At 54.1% G+C, this 17,870-nt stretch carries 21 protein-coding genes; 13 read left to right on the top strand and 8 right to left on the bottom strand.

The window, feature by feature from the left end; genetic code table 11:
* Nucleotides 1-21: 21 nt before the first annotated feature.
* Together OEL83_02990 and OEL83_02985 are read right to left on the bottom strand one after the other, a co-directional pair.
* Nucleotides 22-1,218 carry a branched-chain amino acid ABC transporter substrate-binding protein gene (locus OEL83_02990; protein MDK9705995.1) on the bottom strand — a complete coding sequence of 399 codons (1,197 nt, stop codon included), beginning with the start codon at nucleotides 1,216-1,218 and terminating at the stop codon, nucleotides 22-24.
* A gap of 316 nt (nucleotides 1,219-1,534) precedes the next feature.
* Nucleotides 1,535-2,095 (bottom strand): PEGA domain-containing protein, encoded by a 561-nt coding sequence (locus OEL83_02985; protein ID MDK9705994.1) that lies wholly within the window; start codon nucleotides 2,093-2,095, stop codon nucleotides 1,535-1,537.
* A gap of 232 nt (nucleotides 2,096-2,327) precedes the next feature.
* Here OEL83_02985 and OEL83_02980 point away from each other — a divergent pair, with 232 nt between their 5' ends.
* Both OEL83_02980 and OEL83_02975 read left to right on the top strand, forming a co-directional pair.
* The gene (locus OEL83_02980; GenBank protein MDK9705993.1) at nucleotides 2,328-2,732 is read left to right on the top strand and encodes a HEAT repeat domain-containing protein; all 405 of its coding nucleotides are present in this window, start codon (nucleotides 2,328-2,330) and stop codon (nucleotides 2,730-2,732) included.
* Nucleotides 2,729-2,986, top strand: a complete 258-nt coding sequence (locus OEL83_02975) for a hypothetical protein (protein MDK9705992.1) — start codon at nucleotides 2,729-2,731, stop codon at nucleotides 2,984-2,986. Before OEL83_02980 ends, OEL83_02975 begins: the two co-directional genes overlap by 4 nt.
* A gap of 255 nt (nucleotides 2,987-3,241) precedes the next feature.
* Here the strand turns inward: OEL83_02975 and OEL83_02970 are convergent, their stop codons facing one another.
* Both OEL83_02970 and OEL83_02965 read right to left on the bottom strand, forming a co-directional pair.
* Nucleotides 3,242-3,631: a sulfite exporter TauE/SafE family protein gene (locus OEL83_02970; GenBank protein ID MDK9705991.1), complete on the bottom strand. Its 390-nt coding sequence runs from the start codon at nucleotides 3,629-3,631 to the stop codon at nucleotides 3,242-3,244.
* Nucleotides 3,632-3,656: 25 nt separating this feature from the next.
* On the bottom strand, nucleotides 3,657-4,898 hold the full coding sequence (locus tag OEL83_02965) for a sulfite exporter TauE/SafE family protein (GenBank protein ID MDK9705990.1): 1,242 nt from the start codon (nucleotides 4,896-4,898) through the stop codon (nucleotides 3,657-3,659).
* 874 nt (nucleotides 4,899-5,772) lie between these two features.
* Between OEL83_02965 and OEL83_02960 the strand changes: the two genes are divergently transcribed.
* Entirely contained in the window at nucleotides 5,773-6,444 is a 672-nt protein-coding gene (locus tag OEL83_02960) for a hypothetical protein (GenBank protein ID MDK9705989.1), read from the top strand.
* 14 nt (nucleotides 6,445-6,458) lie between these two features.
* Nucleotides 6,459-7,301 carry a 50S ribosomal protein L11 methyltransferase gene (locus OEL83_02955; protein ID MDK9705988.1) on the top strand — a complete coding sequence of 281 codons (843 nt, stop codon included), beginning with the start codon at nucleotides 6,459-6,461 and terminating at the stop codon, nucleotides 7,299-7,301.
* 50 nt (nucleotides 7,302-7,351) lie between these two features.
* Here the strand turns inward: OEL83_02955 and OEL83_02950 are convergent, their stop codons facing one another.
* Nucleotides 7,352-7,750 (bottom strand): GatB/YqeY domain-containing protein, encoded by a 399-nt coding sequence (locus OEL83_02950; protein MDK9705987.1) that lies wholly within the window; start codon nucleotides 7,748-7,750, stop codon nucleotides 7,352-7,354.
* A 242-nt stretch (nucleotides 7,751-7,992) separates the two neighbouring features.
* Between OEL83_02950 and OEL83_02945 the strand changes: the two genes are divergently transcribed.
* The 4 genes from OEL83_02945 (at nucleotide 7,993) to OEL83_02930 (ending at nucleotide 10,629) form a co-directional block, all read left to right on the top strand.
* Nucleotides 7,993-8,652, top strand: a complete 660-nt coding sequence (locus OEL83_02945; protein MDK9705986.1) for an alpha/beta hydrolase — start codon at nucleotides 7,993-7,995, stop codon at nucleotides 8,650-8,652.
* A 42-nt stretch (nucleotides 8,653-8,694) separates the two neighbouring features.
* Nucleotides 8,695-9,081: a DUF1992 domain-containing protein gene (locus OEL83_02940; GenBank protein MDK9705985.1), complete on the top strand. Its 387-nt coding sequence runs from the start codon at nucleotides 8,695-8,697 to the stop codon at nucleotides 9,079-9,081.
* Between the two features lie 265 nt (nucleotides 9,082-9,346).
* A complete protein-coding gene (locus OEL83_02935; GenBank protein ID MDK9705984.1) occupies nucleotides 9,347-9,652 on the top strand; it encodes a hypothetical protein in 306 nt (101 codons plus the stop codon).
* 71 nt (nucleotides 9,653-9,723) lie between these two features.
* On the top strand, nucleotides 9,724-10,629 hold the full coding sequence (locus tag OEL83_02930; GenBank protein MDK9705983.1) for a P-loop NTPase: 906 nt from the start codon (nucleotides 9,724-9,726) through the stop codon (nucleotides 10,627-10,629).
* A 35-nt stretch (nucleotides 10,630-10,664) separates the two neighbouring features.
* On the opposite strand, the gene OEL83_02925 is transcribed toward OEL83_02930, so the two are convergent.
* A complete protein-coding gene (locus tag OEL83_02925; GenBank protein ID MDK9705982.1) occupies nucleotides 10,665-11,372 on the bottom strand; it encodes a hypothetical protein in 708 nt (235 codons plus the stop codon).
* A gap of 429 nt (nucleotides 11,373-11,801) precedes the next feature.
* On the opposite strand from OEL83_02925, the gene OEL83_02920 reads away from it, so the two are divergent.
* The gene (locus tag OEL83_02920; GenBank protein MDK9705981.1) at nucleotides 11,802-13,412 is read left to right on the top strand and encodes a YdiU family protein; all 1,611 of its coding nucleotides are present in this window, start codon (nucleotides 11,802-11,804) and stop codon (nucleotides 13,410-13,412) included.
* 71 nt (nucleotides 13,413-13,483) lie between these two features.
* Here OEL83_02920 and OEL83_02915 read toward each other — a convergent pair whose 3' ends face one another.
* Both OEL83_02915 and OEL83_02910 read right to left on the bottom strand, forming a co-directional pair.
* The gene (locus OEL83_02915; GenBank protein MDK9705980.1) at nucleotides 13,484-13,645 is read right to left on the bottom strand and encodes a hypothetical protein; all 162 of its coding nucleotides are present in this window, start codon (nucleotides 13,643-13,645) and stop codon (nucleotides 13,484-13,486) included.
* 236 nt (nucleotides 13,646-13,881) lie between these two features.
* The gene (locus tag OEL83_02910) at nucleotides 13,882-14,796 is read right to left on the bottom strand and encodes an AEC family transporter (GenBank protein ID MDK9705979.1); all 915 of its coding nucleotides are present in this window, start codon (nucleotides 14,794-14,796) and stop codon (nucleotides 13,882-13,884) included.
* A 215-nt stretch (nucleotides 14,797-15,011) separates the two neighbouring features.
* Here OEL83_02910 and OEL83_02905 point away from each other — a divergent pair, with 215 nt between their 5' ends.
* From OEL83_02905 to OEL83_02890, 4 genes are all read left to right on the top strand, one after another.
* The gene (locus OEL83_02905; protein ID MDK9705978.1) at nucleotides 15,012-15,221 is read left to right on the top strand and encodes a SlyX family protein; all 210 of its coding nucleotides are present in this window, start codon (nucleotides 15,012-15,014) and stop codon (nucleotides 15,219-15,221) included.
* A gap of 86 nt (nucleotides 15,222-15,307) precedes the next feature.
* The gene (locus OEL83_02900) at nucleotides 15,308-15,523 is read left to right on the top strand and encodes a hypothetical protein (protein MDK9705977.1); all 216 of its coding nucleotides are present in this window, start codon (nucleotides 15,308-15,310) and stop codon (nucleotides 15,521-15,523) included.
* Nucleotides 15,524-15,746: 223 nt separating this feature from the next.
* The gene (locus OEL83_02895) at nucleotides 15,747-16,874 is read left to right on the top strand and encodes a branched-chain amino acid ABC transporter substrate-binding protein (protein ID MDK9705976.1); all 1,128 of its coding nucleotides are present in this window, start codon (nucleotides 15,747-15,749) and stop codon (nucleotides 16,872-16,874) included.
* Nucleotides 16,875-16,964: 90 nt separating this feature from the next.
* Nucleotides 16,965-17,867 (top strand): branched-chain amino acid ABC transporter permease LivH, encoded by a 903-nt coding sequence (locus tag OEL83_02890; GenBank protein MDK9705975.1) that lies wholly within the window; start codon nucleotides 16,965-16,967, stop codon nucleotides 17,865-17,867.
* Nucleotides 17,868-17,870: the final 3 nt, after the last annotated feature.

The following is a 17,870-nucleotide window of genomic DNA, read 5'->3' as shown; positions in this document are numbered from 1 at the left end:
GGGACAAAAACCTAGGAAGCCTTATTTGGGAGGCGCAATATCAAGGGTCTGAACTATTGCGTTGGTGTTCCACTGGGCAGGATCAGCCGATTTCACCTGGAGGATGAAATAACGGGCGACTTCCGGATCGCCGATACCATTAAAGGTATAGGTGCCGGTGATTCCTTTGAAATCCTTCAGAGCACGAATTGCCTTGGCAACGGCCTCGCGGGTCGGAACCTCGTTTTTATTGGCAACTGCGGCATTCTCGATGGCCTTCAAAGAGATGGCCATGGAGTCATAGCCCTGAGCGGCAAAAGGCTGAGGAGCGGCCTTATATTTGGCGGTAAAATCACTTATAAACTTGGCGGTTCCGGGGTAAGCGGAAGCCGGACCGGATACGTCGGAGTAGAAGGTGCCACCACCGGTGATCAGATTCTTCTCGCCAATCTTGGCGGCATCTGCAGAGGCGAAGCCGTCATCGCTCATGAAAATGCCTTCATAGCCTTTTTGCCGGGCCTGTTTGAAAAGAAGGGCAGCCTGGGGGGCCATTCCGCCGAAGTAAACGAGATCGGGATTACCGGCGATGATCGGGGTGAGGAGTGCGTCGTAGTTGGCTTTTTCTTCAGTGCCTTCAAAACCGAGGACCTTGATCTTGGTCTCTTCAGCTCTTTTCTTGAAGAATTCAGCGATACCTTGGCCATAAGCGGTCTTGTCATGAACAACGAAGGCAGTCTTTACGCCCTTGGAGGTAGCGAAATCGGCACCGACTACGCCCTGGACGTCGTCACGTCCAACGATGCGGTTTACTTCCAGGTAGCCACGGGTGGTTACCTTCGGATTGGTGTTGGCAGGAGAAACGTTGGCAAGACCTGCGGTATGATATACCTCGGAAGAGGGGATCTGGACGCCGGAGTTGTAATGGCCGACGACGGCAAGAATTGCCGGATCGGAAACGATCTGCTTGGCGTTGGCAACACCGTTATCGGGATTTGCCTGATCATCAAAAGGAGCCAAGGAAACCTTAAAACCAAGAGCGGTCAAAGGACCACTCAATTGCTCCAGGGCCAGTTCAGCACCGCGCCTGATGTCCACGCCGATGAGTGACTGGTCTCCGGACAATGGTGACTGGGTGGCGATCTTGACAATCTTGTCAGCCGCGCCCGCAGGTCCGCATAAGGCCAGGGTCATCCCCGCGGCCACCATCAGAGATAATACCGTATTTCTTCGTTTCGACATGCTTTTCTCCTCCTGAGTTGTAACAACTTTTTGTTCGGTTAACCATGCGTGCAGCGGTGGAAAACTCTTATCGACATCTCCCTCGCCATGAACCATGGCATCCTCAACGGCCCTGTGTTCTGGCCAATTTCCTGAAGGGAAAATCGGTATACTGAAATTGGATACAGTCCCAGCAGACACCGACTATCCTCCTTTGCTCAAGCGACACGAATGCTAGCTGATTGATCCGGGAGACGCAACTCATTTTGCGGATTTTCACCCTGGGGCACGGTTTTTCTTTCGATCGAGGCGAAGGTCTTGGTCATCAATTAAAGTATCACTTAATTTTTAGATCAAAATGCAGATTGTCCGGAAAGATAAATACCTTACCATCGTCCTTAGGCAGGAACTCTCGAAGAACAATCATTTCCTGCCGATATCCTTGCATGTCTGCAACAAAATTAAAGACCCGGGGCTTGCCGGCCGCCTCCTCTACGATGGTCGTAAATGGCGTTTTACCAAGCATCTCACCGTTGAGGCTGATGGCAGCCCCACTCGGCTCAGAGCTTATAGCAATTGGAAATCTCTTGCGCTCCTCAAGAACGAAGTGGAGTTTGTCCGGGATGATGTCCCGTATTTTCTGATAATAAAACAGTTCCTTGAACACCTTTTCCACGGGCTTATAGTTCTCTTTCACAACCCGAAAAGAATAGTAGTTATAATCCCCGCTCTTCTGTTCAACGACAACATCAAGTGGTGTCTCGCCCATAACTTTTTCGTTATAAAACACCGTGCCGCCGGGTGGGTCAGTGCTGATCCGCACCAGCTGAGACCCCTGCCCGCACCCGGAAAGAACGAGTAAAACCGCCGCAAGGCACCACCATTTCACTCTTGCCACACCAAACCTCCTTTTTTTTGCCGTCGCTACAATTCCGAGAAAACCCGTCGACCAACCGGCTGCCATAATTATCTTGCCTTTCGCCGCAAAGAGAATCACTGTAACCTGGCAGGGCCATTGTAGTCAATTTTGGTTCTCTGAGAAAATTTATTTGCATGTTTCTACGAGGATTTTTTTACCAGCAACCGAATCCCTTGAACAAATCCGGGGAAATTCTCCCTTCGCCCAGACTATGACACAAACTCCCTACACAGTAAGCGACGAAGACTTTAAAAAGGTTATCGCCGACTTCTTAGACCAGGGGCATGTCGAAAACATCGTCGCCATGTTCCGCCGTGAACCGCTATATTATAGCTGGATCGGGGACATCCTCCGCGACGAACGGTTCAGCGTTCGTCTCGGTGTGGCCGTCCTTTTCGAGGAGCTGCAGCAAATCCAGCCCGACATGCTGCCGCTTGCTATCCCTTCCCTTGCCGAACTCCTCCTTGCCCCTGAGCCGCTGCTCCGCGGCGAGGCCATTTCTCTTCTTGGGCTAATAGGCGGTGCGGCGGCATTGGAACTGATCGGTCGGTACCGCGACGACCCCGACCCACAGGTGCGGGAGATGGTGTGCTTGGTCCTGGAGGAACAGCCGTGAGAGATAAACAAAGTGGAGGCAGCGCACGGTCACGGCGCCTGCCCTGGTGGCTGAGCGTCCTGCTGGCAGCAGGTGTCTATTGTGGCCTGAAGTACGGGGCACCGGCCATACATTCGGCCAATCCATTTATACAACAACTGCTTGATGCGGGGCCGTTTTTTGCGCCTATCCTGGCCATCCCTTTACTTCTTCTTGCCGCCAAGCAACTCTACGACACAGATCCCCCGCAGGGCGGAGAACCACCAGCGGAGTAAGCCGCCCCTGCGACGTGGTTATCCCGTTTCTAAATCAAGATGAGAACGAAGCTGCAAGCGAGTAGTGACGAAACAGCACAGAGAACAGTATGGAGAGGAGCCGCACAGAGCAGCAGCTGGAGGTACCGCTTGATTGACAATTAGAATTGCTGCCTGGTAGCGAATTGACGTCCAACAAAGAAAACATCAGTATTCGGTGAGGATGTGGACGCAAGACGCCAATCCTCACCGAATATCACAGAAAAACTTAAAGCCTTAATACAGTCCCAACAGATTGAGGGCCAAGAGAACAAGGCCCACGCAGGCAACGCGCTTTACCACCAGCGGGCTGACTCGTTTGGCGATCTGCGGAGCGATGTAGCCGCCAAGCAGGGCTGCGGGAAACATCGCCAGGAAAAAAATCAGGTCAAAGTTGCCAAATTGATAATGGCGCATGGTACTGACCGTGGTGCTGAAAAAGATGGCGAGCAGAGAACTGCCAACCACCAAATACATCGGCAGGCGCAAAGCCACCGACATAAGCGGCACCATAAACGGCCCGCCGCCAAAGCCAAACATCGAAGACATGACAGCAATGATAAAACCGCCGATACAGCCGACAAACATATTTACTTGAAATTCCTGACCCCAGAATTCTACTTTCATATCGGATTCCTCCTCGAATTATCCCTTACTTTTTACCTTTGGCGGCATCTTCTGCGCGTTTCTTAAACTCTTTGAGAATGGCTTGTTCCTTTTTGTTTTTCGCCAGATATGCCGGCATGGTCTGCCAAAGCATAAGAGCGGCGAGAACAATCAGTATCCAGCCAAAGGCAAACTTGAACTGATCAAGGGTAATCATCTCGGTCAGCTTCGGACCAATGAAAGCGCCCAACAACATCGAACAGCCGATACCGCAGCCTAGTTTCCAACTAATGAAATTAATCTTCGAGTAGTTGAAGATTCCGCTGCCCTGAGAAAAGAGCACCGTCGGTGTCACCGTACCGGCAACGATGGTGTGCGGCAGGGCTGGGAAGAGGGCGAGAAGCAGAGGATTCATAATGAAACCGCCGCCAGCCCCCATGAGCACGCCGAAGATGGCAACAGCCAGAGTGAGAAAAAACGGGTAAAACAGATTCATGCTGGTACCGGCATTCTCAAGATACATCGTCGGGAAGGAAATTTTATTTTCAAAGGTCGCCGGTTCGCTTTTCGCCTTCTTATCTACCACTGCGACAATATTGTATTTCCCGGGGGCAAGGCCATCGCGGATTTTGATATCGGCGGTGTAGGAACCGTCGGGTTTGACATCGACTGCCGCGGCGACAACCTTATCAACGCTTTGGAAACGGGCCTTGACCAACTGCATTGACCGTTTTTTGCCTTCCTTTTCATCCATCGTCTCCAGCAAATCACCCCGGCTGCCGATAACACTTGCCATGAGGGTCGATTGATAGCGTTCGGCTTTCGCCTTGGCCGGCACATTATAGGCGACATCCGCCCCAAGATTTTTAAGCAGGGCTGAATAACTCCATTTCTTACCTTCTTTTTTAGCTGCATCGATAACCGGCTGAAGATCTTTGGGAACAAAAGTCTTGTAGTAGGACGGCATCTCGTTAGTTATGTAGAAGATATACGGCCTTTTGCCGCTGTCCTTGTCTACTTCACTGTCGAAACGGCTAGCTCGCACTTTATGGTCTACGGACCAGACCTCGAGAAAAACCGGCTTTCCGGCCGGTGCCTTGCCACTGACCTTGATGACGCCGCCATTGTTCAACTCGGTCTTGTCAATGCCAATGGTTGGTGCGGCTACCGCTTCCGGTGCCGCAGATGGCGCTGCGCTGCCGGTCTCCGCCGCATTAACGGCATTCGTGCCGAGAAACGCTACCATTGCCATGAAAAGCCACGGTAAGAAACTCATCCTCTTTTGCATACCTTTTGTCTCCTGTTTGTTGTTGACCCCGCACAATCACTCTGTGTTGGAATTTCCGGGGAGCCCCTTTGGGGCGCTATTCCCTTTTATTCGCCGGCCATCCTGCCGTTTCGCGGCAGAATTCCCTTTTAAAAACTGCAGTTCGTCCCGCCAGTGAACCTCGCGGCTCCCTGCTGCAAAAGCAAGCTCTATGCCAGTGCCGCCACATTGCCAAGAAAATGAATTTGCTGGATCGTTTACCACGTCAACCACCTTACAATGCGCTCGGCAAGCCTTAGAAATTGTCCTCTAATTGATTGTTTCTAAAAGAAATTGATTATTTGACAGTGCAATGATACCGCAGAACGCGCCGAACCTGGCCGCCGTCAACGGTCCAACCTGGCACCCGGCAATTCTCCCCCACCTGCAACACAACTCATGCAGTTGCCAGCAAGTCCTTCGCCATGAATGACCGGCAAAAAGCTCTAACAGGCCATGGCAACTCATTTTTTGCACTGCAACTAGAAAGGTGCATCAGGCAATTCCCGCAAAGAAAGGCCGTCGAGCCGGCCTCTCTTTTTCCTCCGGAGAGGTGATTCGTCTGGTGATATTTTTGCCTGTAGCGAGTATATGAGGGAAACACCATGCGACCGGTATTTGAAATGCGGGCGAGCGCCCGCAACCCAATGGCTGTAATCCCCTTCCACAACAGAGGGGGACTCTGTCTAGTACCCCCTTGAGGGGTATAAGTGCCTTGGTGGTGGCGAAGTCATCGTTGCTTTCTCATCCTCAAGCTCTTGTTTTTATGACAGTTTTTGTGGAGTAAAGCACTAAATGACGAGGGCGCCGAACCGGTTGCCCTCGGGACAATCAGCAACAACAGAGAAAGAGTATCATGAAAAATCAGGACGAACTTATTGCCCAACTGGCGGCAATTTTAACGACCGGCGAGAAAGTGCTTGCTACCGAGACCACCGGCAGCCAACAAAAGAGTCTGGTGAGCGAGGAGAAATTCCATGATTTTCGCATCTCCGCCCTTTCCTATCTCAGCCGGGTCTTTGGCCCCGACAGCACCTATCACCAGAGCTTCAAGTCGGAGGTAACTCACTCCACCGCCAGCAGGACCCGGCGAGGCATCGGCATCCTCACCGCCGCCGAAAAAGACCTTCAGGGTGATTGGCTGGAGACCACCAGGGGAGCCATATCCCGCGACGTGTTGACTGACATGCTCCGTCAGGCCCGGACGCAGATGGAGGAAAGAAATCTCCGGGCGGCAACGATTATCGCCGGGGCGGTCCTAGAAAAACATCTACGCGACATCTGTATCGCAGCCGGCATAAAGATCCACAATGAAATTCAGGGTAAGGCGGTCGGCAAGAAGGGACTGCAATTGACCGGAGAGGCATATAAACGGAAGCTTTACGAGCGACAGGAAAATAAAGAGGTGATTGCCTGGCTGGAACTCTTCGCCAAGGCCGCCGAGGCGAAAAGCGACGACCTCCCGGCAGAGCAGGTGAAAAACATGGTAAGCGGCGTCCTCAGTTTTCTTACCAAAATAAGACACTGAGCGGTCAGCCCGCCATGCCACACCAACAAGAATTTCTCCGCCCCGACACCCTGCTGTACATCTATTATATTGATGGGATCATTCCCGCCCATCACCCCATTGCTGCCAAAGGTTTTATCGGCAACTGGGTCGAGGACAACTTCAGCTTCCTGTTCTTTACCCAACCGGCGCACCAGCTGGTGGAGCGAATCCTCGCCGAATTTCCCGGGCGCACCCTCCTTGACGAGTACGCAATGACCTACCTCCAGTGGCAGGGCGGCACTATTGAACCGTTGCGTATCGGCCGCTTTATCCTCAACCCGACCTGGATTAAGGCCTCCCCCGGGAAAAACGACGTGGCGATCACCGTCGATTCCGGCGTGGTCTTCGGCAACGGCAGCCATACCACGACCCAGGCCTGCCTGGAGGCCATCGATATTGCCTGTGCCGGCAACAAGGTGGGGAGCATGCTCGATCTCGGCACGGGGACCGGCGTCCTCGCCCTCGCCGCAGCCAAACTCGGCTGCAAGAAGATAGTCGCCGTCGATTATAACTACCTGGCAGCGAGGACCGCCCGCCGCAACGTCCTCCTTAACCAGCTGGAAGACCGCATCCTGGTGGTCAACGGCAGGGCCGAGGAGCACACCGCCATTGCCACCGATCTGTTGGTCGCCAATATTCACTACGAGGTGATGAAGGACCTGGTACGCACCGACGGTTTTCTCCGCCAGAAATGGTTCATCCTCTCCGGCCTGATGAACAGCGAGGTCGAGAAAATCCTCGAATATCTCGCGACCCAGCCGGTTCTCATCCTCAAGCGCTGGAATCAGGACGCAATCTGGCACACCATTTTGGGGATCACCCAACCGTCCCCCTGACCTCCGTTACGGGGAAAGCCCGGAAGGCGCGGCGGGAGTCGGATATCGGTTCAGGAGTAACTGAGCAGGATCTTTTTTACCACATTTCCGTCAGCGGCACTGCCGAAGTGGTTCATGATCGGACGCATCGCCTGCATCCGGTTGGCGAATGTGGAAAAGTCGATATTGCCGTCAATCCAGGCGCGAATCTCCTCTTCGCTTGCCGCCTGCGGCAGATATCCTTCCATTATGACCAGGAAGGGGCTGCTGTCTTTCCCTTGGGCCGCCAGCAACTCCCGCTCCGACTTGATAAGTTTTTTGACGATGGCGATAACTTGGTCATCGCTCAACTCTTTTTCCACCTGCCGGCCAAACTCGCCGATCAAGACGCGGATCGCCCAGGTCCGGTCGCTGTCCTTGGCCTTCATGGCCACCTTCAATTCATCCTGCAGTTGCTTCTGTAAACTCATAATTGCTCTCCAAAGATATCAAAACGCCTGGCAACACCGATTTTGTCCCGGCCCAAAGAGCAAACGATACCACCTTCACACCGAGAAAAACAGCACTTTCCCAAGTCCTCCGCGAAGGACTTGGCACCGGTACACCTCACCCAGGTCTACCGGCAAAGGGTTCTGGAAAAGCTGGCTAAACAAGCGCAAGATATGCTACCATGAGGACATTTAACACTTACTGCCCATCACAGGAGGAGCCAATGACACTCTTACCGGCCATTGAAATGGAAACCCGGCCCAATCCCGACAGTGCGGTTATCTGGCTGCACGGCCTGGGCGCGGACGGCAACGATTTTGCTCCGATCGTCAGTCAGCTGCGCCTGCCAAAAGAACTGGCCATACGCTTTATCTTTCCCCATGCCCCGAGCATGCCGGTAACCGTCAATGGTGGCTTTGTCATGCCCGCCTGGTACGATGTCTTTGAGATGCAGATCGACCGCAAGGTTGACCTGCCGGGAATCCTCGCCTCGGTAAAGGCCATTGGCGGCTTTGTCGACCGGGAGCTTGCCCGCGGCATCGCCTCGAAACGGCTGGTAATCGCCGGCTTTTCCCAAGGAGGGGCGGTTGCCTACCACCTGGCACTCAGCCACCCAGCACCTCTTGGCGGCCTGCTGGCGATGTCCACCTACCTGGCCACCGTCGAGGTACTGACCTTCAGCCCGGCTAACAAAGCAATCCCCATTGCCATCCATCACGGCACCTACGATAAAATTGTCCCCGAGGTCCTCGGTAAAAAGGCAGCCGGTCGCTTGAAGGAGGAAGGCTACCGGGTCAGCTACCAAAGCTACCCCATGGAGCACTCGGTCTGCCCGGAACAGATAGACGACATCTCCAGGTGGCTGCAGGGCGTGCTGCGCTGATAGCCATAACCCTATATCCCCCGGAAACCCATTGGAGACACCATGGATCCGTTGTCCTTTATTGCTGAACAGAAAATTGCCCAGGCCATGCAGGAGCGTGATCTGAACTCGCCGAAATGGAAAAACAAACCCCTTCCCCTTGATGACGACCGTTTTGTTCCTGACGACCTGAAAATGGCCTATAAAATCCTCAAAAACGCCGGATTTCTGCCGCCGGAAATTGAGCAACGCAAAGAGGTGAAAAAACTTGAAGACCTCATCGCCTGCACCGAGGATGAACATGAACGGCTCAAGCAGATGAAAAAGCTCAACGTCCTGCTCATGAAGATAGATGCCCAACGCTCCTCGCCGGTCAATATCGCCGAACAAAGCGATTATTATCAAAAGGTGGTCGAACGAATTACCCTGCACTCAAAATCGAAGAAATAATTCGCACCTCCCGCCAAATCCTGAGTTACGGAACAAGGAGCCGTAAGAAAATATCTAAAAAACATGACCTTATTTCCTTACACGTTCTAAATATTCCCACAGAAGCTACCGAGAAGAAATCGAATGCCGGTGAAATGCCCCCCGGCGTCGGCTCTTTTTTGCCGAAAAAGTGACGCGGCAACTTTTCTTTGATACAATTTATAGCGAAACTGAAGATCGACCGGCAGATGCACAAGCTGCCCCCATCCCCGTCGGCGAGGACGGCATGCAATTTTGTAAAGACTGCGGAGGAGTGCTCAATCTCTTCGGAAAAGACGACAGAGAGCTCTGCCCCGCCTGTATCCAGAACCGGAAACCGGTGCCCACGCCACCTCCGGCGCCGCCCCGCGAGGAACCTGCTGATTTCCTAGAAGATACGGTTTTGTCTTTAGAAAATGGCAAGATGGTTCTCCGCTCCAAAGAGGGTTGGGAACTGTGGAGTGCCATGCCGGGAACCAGTACCGAACTGAAAACAGTGCTTTCCCAGGCGCGGCGGATTTACGCCATCCGCCTGCGACGGCAGAAAAATTAGGAGCCGCAACGCCAGCGAGCCGGCCTTTTACCAATGGCTGAGCACAACCATTCACGGGAGTCTATGAGGATATGTCGGTTTCAATTTCAATAGGATCAGGAAAGGGCGGCACCGGAAAGACCGTTGTCATGGTCAACCTTGCCTTAATGCTCGCGAAAATGGGCAAGAAGGTCTGCCTGGTCGATCTCGATCTGGGTGGCGCCGATGCCCATGTCCTGCTCGGACTCTTTGATCCGAAGAGGACACTTACCGACTTTCTCACCAGAAAGGTCGATTCCCTTGCCGATGTCGTGCACACCTTCTATTCCTTCAACGGCCTGCAGTTCATTCCCGGAACCGGCAACACCCTGCAGACCGCCAATATCAGCTATCAGGAAAAACAAAGACTGCTCCGCGCCCTGACAGCGATTGAGGCGGATGTCCTGCTCCTCGACGTAGGTGCCGGCACCGGCTACCATGCTCTTGATTTCTTTATGTTTTCTGACCTACAGATCTGCGTCACCCTGCCCGATCCCACATCGATTATGGACATGTATACCTTCCTGCAGCTGGCAACGGTTCGGAAGATGCTGAGCTCCTTCCTGTCGCAAAGCGATGTCGGCACCGCCTTAAAATCCCATAGTTTCAAGACCCTCACCGAGGTCCTCGACCTGGCCGAACAGACAAGGGAAGGGGCGCGGGAAACGGCCCAGGAAAGCCTGCGCTACTTTCACCCCCTGCTGATTGTCAACCGTGACAGCGATGGCGGCAGCGTCAATAAAAGCAAGCTCCGCAAGATGGTGACAAAATACCTCGGCATAGACATCCCCGAGCTTGGTAATATCCCCGAAGACGGAAAAATCGACGAGGCCCTCAAATCCTACCTGCCGATCTGCGAGCTGTATCCCACCGCGCCGGCAGCCATTGCCCTGGCGGCAATCGCCGACAAACTCGACAAGGTCATTGGTCTCTTTGCACCAAAACCTGCTGTTCCATAAGCCACAGGCAACAGCTGCCTGCCAAGGGACAAAACTTACATAGCCCGCGAATCCCGGGTTGTCATGAGAAGAAAAAGGCCTACGGGGATGTAGGAAGAAAGGGCCAGGGCGGCGATATGGGGAAAGATCACCTCGGTCTCCGGCGAGTAGATGAGCAGGTAGGCGACAAGAAGCGGCATCTTGTCGAGTTGAAAAAAGGCAAAGAGGCCAAGGACAAAACGACGCATAAGATCGGGATGGCGTTCGGAACCGCCCTTTGAGGCCCGGTAAAAAAGCCCGCAGGAAATAGCCACTCCAACCAAAAACAGCGAGGTACCAAAAAGCACCTCGGAGGTCAACGCCGCCGTGTCGGCTGTCCGTCGCACCGCATCGGACGGAAACCAGTATACCGACGAGGCAAACATGCTGACCAGATAGCCGACGACAGCGCCGAACAGGTATTTGAAGTGAACAACCGAGACTTCCTCCGCTTCGGCGGGCTTTGCCTTCGCCAGAAAAAGCACCGCGACCATCCCAGCTAGAATTACGGCTATCACGAAATACGGCCAGGCGGGAACCCGCTCATAAACCGGCAAAAAAAGCCGGTCGGCGTTGACCGGCATGGTAAACAAGACCCCGAGCAGCAGGGAACACACCGCCCCGAAGCCGAGAAGAAAGGCGGTCATCAATTTTGCCAGTCCGGTCAGGTAGCTGAGTCCACCGACCAGAGAGGCGAAAACGGCAACAAAAATTCGAACGATCATCGTTTACGCAACTCCTCCGCCATCCCCATAAAGGCCATCAATCAGGATATTCACACCAGGTACGATCATCTTCCGGAAAGTGCATTCCGGGCAGCCGGCAACATCGAAAAGACACACTTGACAAGCGGCACTCGCTTGCAAACCCACCGGAATTCCGCCCACCTTTACAATAAATACCTCTTGTTACGGATTGTGGCAACCCTTTCCGGAACGGCACGGGAGCGAACCATGCCAAGACTGCCAGTGATTTCCGGTAACAGGTAACCTTGATACCACTCCGTGGCATGCTTAGAGTCTTGCCGTATAATTCCGCTGGCAAAGAGAGCCTTCTCTAGGATTTTTATACCACAAGGGCATAAGTTTCGTTTGAGCAGACAAGCTGCTCAACTCAGCTTTAATAATCGCCATTGTCACCGTAAGGAAGAGCAAATGAATATGCCGATCCACCACACTACCCTTGAATCTTTGACCTTTGATAACCGCTTTGCCCGTGAGTTGCCGGCCGATCGGCAAACCGGCAATTTTTGCCGCCAGGTGGAGGGAGCCTGTTATTCACGGGTGATACCGGCCAGGGTGGCAGCCCCGAAACTGGTCGCCTACAGCCGTGAAGTAGCAACGGCAATCGACCTGGATGAAGCGGCCTGCCTGTCCACGGATTTCACCGCGGTCTTTTCCGGCAACAAAGTTCTTCCCGGTATGGATCCCCTGGCCATGTGCTACGGCGGCCATCAATTCGGCAGCTGGGCCGGGCAGCTGGGCGACGGCCGGGCGATCAACCTCGGCGAGGTCGTCAACCATCGCGGTGAGCGCTGGGTCCTGCAGCTGAAGGGGGCGGGACTCACCCCCTATTCGCGTCGCGGAGATGGTCTGGCCGTCCTCCGTTCGTCGATTCGCGAATTTCTCTGCAGCGAGGCAATGCACCACCTCGGAATACCCACCACCCGGGCCCTCAGCGTCATCGCCACCGGCGAGCCGGTGCTCCGCGACATGTTTTATGACGGCCACCCGAAGAATGAGCCGGGGGCGGTGGTCTGCCGGGTCGCTCCATCCTTTCTCAGGTTCGGAAATTTCGAGATCTTTGCCGCCCGTGGTGAAACAGCCCTGCTGCGGCAACTGGCCGATTACACCATTCGCACCGATTTTCCAGACCTCGGTCCCCCGTCACCGACGACCTACGCCACATGGTTTACCGAGATCTGCCGGACAACCGCGGCGATGATCGTCCACTGGATGCGGGTCGGCTTTGTCCACGGGGTCATGAATACCGACAATATGTCGATCCTCGGCCTGACCATCGACTACGGCCCGTATGGTTGGCTGGAGGGTTTTGATCCCGACTGGACGCCGAATACCACCGATGCGCAAGGCCACCGCTACAGTTTTAACAATCAGCCACATATCGGCCAGTGGAACCTCCTGCAGCTGGCCCAGGCCATCTACCCCCTGGTGGGCAGCGTCGAGCCCCTTCAGGAGGCTCTGGTCGAATACAACAACCTCTTTCTGCGCGGCTGGAACGAGATGATGGCGGCAAAACTCGGGTTGACCGGATTCGATGGGGCAACCGACGACCGGATCATCAAGGATCTGGTGGAGATCCTCCCGTTAGTCGAGACCGATATGACCATTTTCTTTCGAAGGCTCGCCGCCCTGCCGTCAGACCTGGTGATCCGGGACGGCGACAATCTGCCGGCGGTCCTCCTTGACGCCTATTATCAGCCGGAGGCAGCCGACGGGGCATATAGGGCAAAAATGGTCACATGGCTGAACACCTATCTCAGCCGGCGGCGCAGCGACCGTGGCAGCGACGAAGACCGGCGGCTGCGGATGAATGCCGTCAACCCCAAGTATGTCTTCCGCAACTACCTTGCCCAGCTGGCCATCGATAAAGCGGAAGGCGGCGATTACGCCCTGGTGGCTGAACTCCTCGATGTGCTGCGTCATCCCTACGACGAACAACCGGACAAAGAGCATTACGCCGGAAAGCGCCCGGAGTGGGCGCGTAACCGTGCCGGCTGCTCAATGCTGTCGTGCAGCTCGTAGATACCAACAAAAAAGGGCCTTTCCCCGCTCCTCCGGGGAAAGGCCCTTTTGCCGTCCGACCTGCCTACAGGTCAATTCCAGACCACCTGAGTCTGTAGATACTCCTGTTTTTGCCGCCAGCTGAGCTGGTCAAAAGTATCTCGGTCCTTCTTCTGGCGCCTGTTGAGAGCGCATACATATTGCCGACCGTCCTTCACCTTTACCAGGATAAATGCCTCGTATGTGCCTCTCATTTTGCGCTCCTCCATGTTTTCCGGAACCGTCTGTTGCCGCTATTGCAATCGGCTGCCTCCGCTTCCCCCTCACCTCCTGCAATTATATATCCCATTGTCATGAAGAGCCAGTCCCCGGATGAGAAATAGTATTGATTTAAATACCTTTTACCGAACGACACATCGGTCCGTACGCCCTCGGCCAAGCCCTTTCCAGGATAAAACAACCGAGTATTGCATACATGGAAAACAGCAGATCAAAGAAGCAAGGCAACCGAAAGGGAGATGAAGGAAAGAACAGTGGAGAGGACGATTGACGCGGAAGCGAGATTGGTATCGCTGCGCATCTGCGAGGACAAAACATAGATGGCGGTTGAGGCGGGCAGGGCAAGGAAGATCATGCCCACCTTGAACGGCAGGCCGGTAACGTTAAAGAGGGCAAAGAACACCCAGCCGAGTGCCGGCAACACCGCCAGTTTCAAGACCGCTGCCAGAAGCGCAGGTCCAAGATTGCCTCTAACCCCGGCAAAGGACAGGCTGCCGCCGATGGAGATCAGGGCCAGTGGCAGGGCCACCGAGGAGATCAGGCTGAGGGCGTTATTGATGAACACCGGGAAACTGCCGAACAGCCGCGAATAGACAATACCTGCCAGGCACCCGAGAATCAGCGGATTGGATATCAGCGACCGGCCGACTATGATGATCCGCCGGCGCAGGCCGACATTGACACCGGAAAACCAGATGCAGGTGGAAACGGCGAACAAATTGATGAGCGGAATGGAGAAGCCGATCATGATACCGAAATACTTCACCCCTTCCGCCCCAAGGCTGTTGAGAATGACCGCGACTCCAATATAGGTGTTGAAGCGGTAGCAGCTCTGGGAAAAGGAACCGGCCTGAAAATCGGAGATGGGCAAAAGTTTGATGACCAGGGTGCTGAGCACATACATGGCCAGCAGGGCCGAGAGGCAGGCCAGGCAAAAATCCCAGTCGATCCCTTGGTCAAGCGATGCCCCGCCGATCTTCCAGAACAGCATGAGGGGGAAAAAGAAATAGTAGATGAGCCGGTCGGAGGTGTTGAGAAAAAGCGTATCGGTCAGTCCCCGGCGCTTGAGTACCGCACCGAAGAGGAGAAGGACGAATATGGGGAAAAGTGAGTTAAGGACAATCACGACAGGCTCCGGAAACAAGGGATTTTGGCCTTATCCCTTACACCTTTTACCGGGAATTCACAAGCAATGGCACTTCCCCCGGTACCCCCGCGGCAAAAAATATTTCCTTGCCTTTTGCCGGAAAGGGTTACTATAGTTTCCCGCCGGGGAAGGTGACCGGATAGCCGCTGCAATCCGGCACCCAGCAACAAAAATCAACCAGCAGCCCGTGGGCAATGCCAGACGACATCACCGTACGCATGCAGATTCTTGAGGAAAAATTCGCCCATCAGGAGCGATTGGTCGATAGCCTCAATGAGGTGATCATCGACCAGCAGAGACAGCTCGACCGGATTGAAGAGCATCTCCGGCAAGTCCTGGCAATGCTCGAGGCCGCCTCAGACCATTTACCAGAAGGCCAGGAGCCGCCGCCCCCTCATTACTAAGGCCCGCACAGGGATTAAAAAATGCTTTTTGGGGTGGCCTACTCTGACCACGACACAACACATCAACAACAGCATGGAGACCCGTTTTGGCACAGAAAACCATAGTTCATAAGGGATATCACGGCACTATTGAGGTAGATACCCGAGATTATTCTTTGTACGGCAAGATTCTCTTCATCGACGAAGATCTCCTCTATAAAGGTCACAGCTTTGAAGAGCTTGAGAAAAACTTCCGAGAAGCTGTTGAAGGCCATATCCAAAACTGTATGGAAAAAGGCAAACATCCACCATTTACTGAATAAAATCTGAATATTACCAACACTCCCCTTTTCGATTATGTACCATTGTGAGAATGATTGTTGAGAATTGTCTGCCAATAAGCTTTTTCACTTTCAATTTCGCGCAAGGACGCGTAAAAGACATCTAGCAATTTTTGGGGTTTTCTACCCGTCTTTTTCCCGTAGCAGGACGCCTTACAGCGAAAATGGGGCGGGGCAAAAATGTCACTTTTCCGATGGAGGAAACATGAAACTGATACAAAGCGGAAAGATGGTTGCGGCGATGGCGCTGATGCTGACCTTTTCAGCACCAATCCCAGCAATGTCCGGCGATACCATCAAGATCGGTGTGGCCGGGGCACACAGCGGCGACCTCGCCACCTATGGTCTGCCGACCGTCAATGCCGCCAAGCTGGTTGTCGACCAGGTCAACGCCAAAGGCGGGATCAAGGGCAAGAAGATCGAGCTGCTCATCGAAGACGATGTCTGCAAGCCGGAAGTAGCCACAAACTCAGCGACAAAGCTGGTTTCCCAGGGCGCCGAGGTGATCATTGGCCATATCTGTTCCGGCCCGACCAAGGCGGCACTGCCGATCTACAAGAATGCCAACATCCTCGTTATTTCCCCTTCTTCGACCAGCCCGGACCTGACATATAGCGGCGAGTATCCGAACTTCTTCCGGACCATTGCCCCGGACGACACCCAGGCCAAGGTTGATGTGGAATTCGCCCTCAACAAACTGGGCTTCACCAAGATCGCCCTGGTCCACGATAAGGGTGACTATGGCAAGGGCCTCGCTGAGTTTGCCAAGTCGTTCATTGAAAAATCCGGCAAGGCCCAGGTGGTACTCTTTGAGGGTGTAACCCCCGGTGCCGTCGATTATTCGGCCATCGTCCAGAAGATCAAGCAAAAGGACGCCCAGGCGGTAATTTTTGGCGGCTATCACCCGGAGGCCTCGAAGATCGTCAGCATGATGAAGAAAAAACGTATGACAACTGCCTTCATCTCCGATGATGGCGTCAAGGTCGATACCTTTATCAGTGTCGCCGGTGCCGACGCCGAGGGTGCCTATGCCTCCGGTCCGATGGATACCACCAAGAATCCACTGTCCATCCAGGCCAAAGACGAACATAAAAAGGCCTTTGGCACCGACCCCGGTTCCTTCTTCGAGAATGCCTATGCGGCGACGCTGGCCCTGGTCAATGCCATCGACAAGGCCGGCTCCACCGACCTGGCCGCCTTGAAAAAGGTCTTACAGACTGAAAAGGTCGATACCCCGCTCGGCAGCATATCTTTCAACGAGAAAGGTGACGCCATCGGTGTCGGCTTCTCCGTCTATCAGGTTAAAGACGGCAAGTTTATCGAGTTGAAGTAGTTTTCTCACAGTGTTTTTCCGTTGCCTGAAGCAGACGGTGCAATTCCCGCCGACCGTCTGCTTCAGGTTCTTTTTTATATAGCCCGGACTATGGATTATTTCATCGAGCTACTCTGCAGCGGACTGACCCGCGGTGCCATTTATGCCCTGATCGCCCTGGGCTATACCATGGTCTACGGCATTATCGGCCTGATCAACTTCGCCCACGGCGAGATCTATATGATCGGCGCCTTTACCGCCTATATTGTCGCGACGGTGCTGACCATCTATGGTTTTCCACTTTTAGCCATCGTCGTCCTGGCGGGACTCGCGGCGGTGGTGTGGTCCAGTGCCTATGGCTACACCGTCGAAAGAATTGCCTATAAACCCTTGCGCCATGCGCCTCGGCTGTCGCCCCTGATCAGCGCCATCGGCATGTCAATCTTTCTGCAGAACTATGTCCTGCTTGCCCAGACCCCCGATTTTCTGCCATTCCCAACCCTGATCCCGGACTTCCCCTTTATGGAACCGATTGCCCATATCATCGGCTCCACCGATCTGGTTATTCTGCTTACCACCACCATCATCATGATCGCCCTGACTGTCCTGATCAAAGGGACCAAGATCGGCAAGGCCATGCGGGCGACCGCCCAGGACAGGACCATGGCGATGCTGCTCGGCATTGATGTCAACAAGATAATTTCCGCGACCTTCATCATCGGCTCGGCACTGGCCGCGGTGGGAGGACTGCTGATCGCCTCGCATATCGGCCAGATCAATTTTTCTATCGGATTTCTCGCCGGCATCAAGGCCTTTACCGCGGCGGTGCTCGGCGGCATCGGCTCGATCCCCGGAGCAGTCCTCGGCGCACTCGTTCTCGGACTGACGGAGAGTTTTGCCACCGGCTACGTTTCCAGTGATTATGAGGATGTCTTCGCCTTCTCCCTCTTGGTCATCATTCTCATTTTCAAGCCGTCCGGCCTGCTCGGAAAGGCGGAAACCAAAAAGGTTTGAAGG

It is taken from the genome of Desulforhopalus sp., assembly GCA_030247675.1.
In the GTDB taxonomy this organism is placed as follows: Bacteria; Desulfobacterota; Desulfobulbia; order Desulfobulbales; family Desulfocapsaceae; genus Desulforhopalus_A.
The sequence above is the reverse complement of the archived record's forward strand: the minus strand, read 5'-3'. Positions and strand labels throughout refer to the sequence as shown.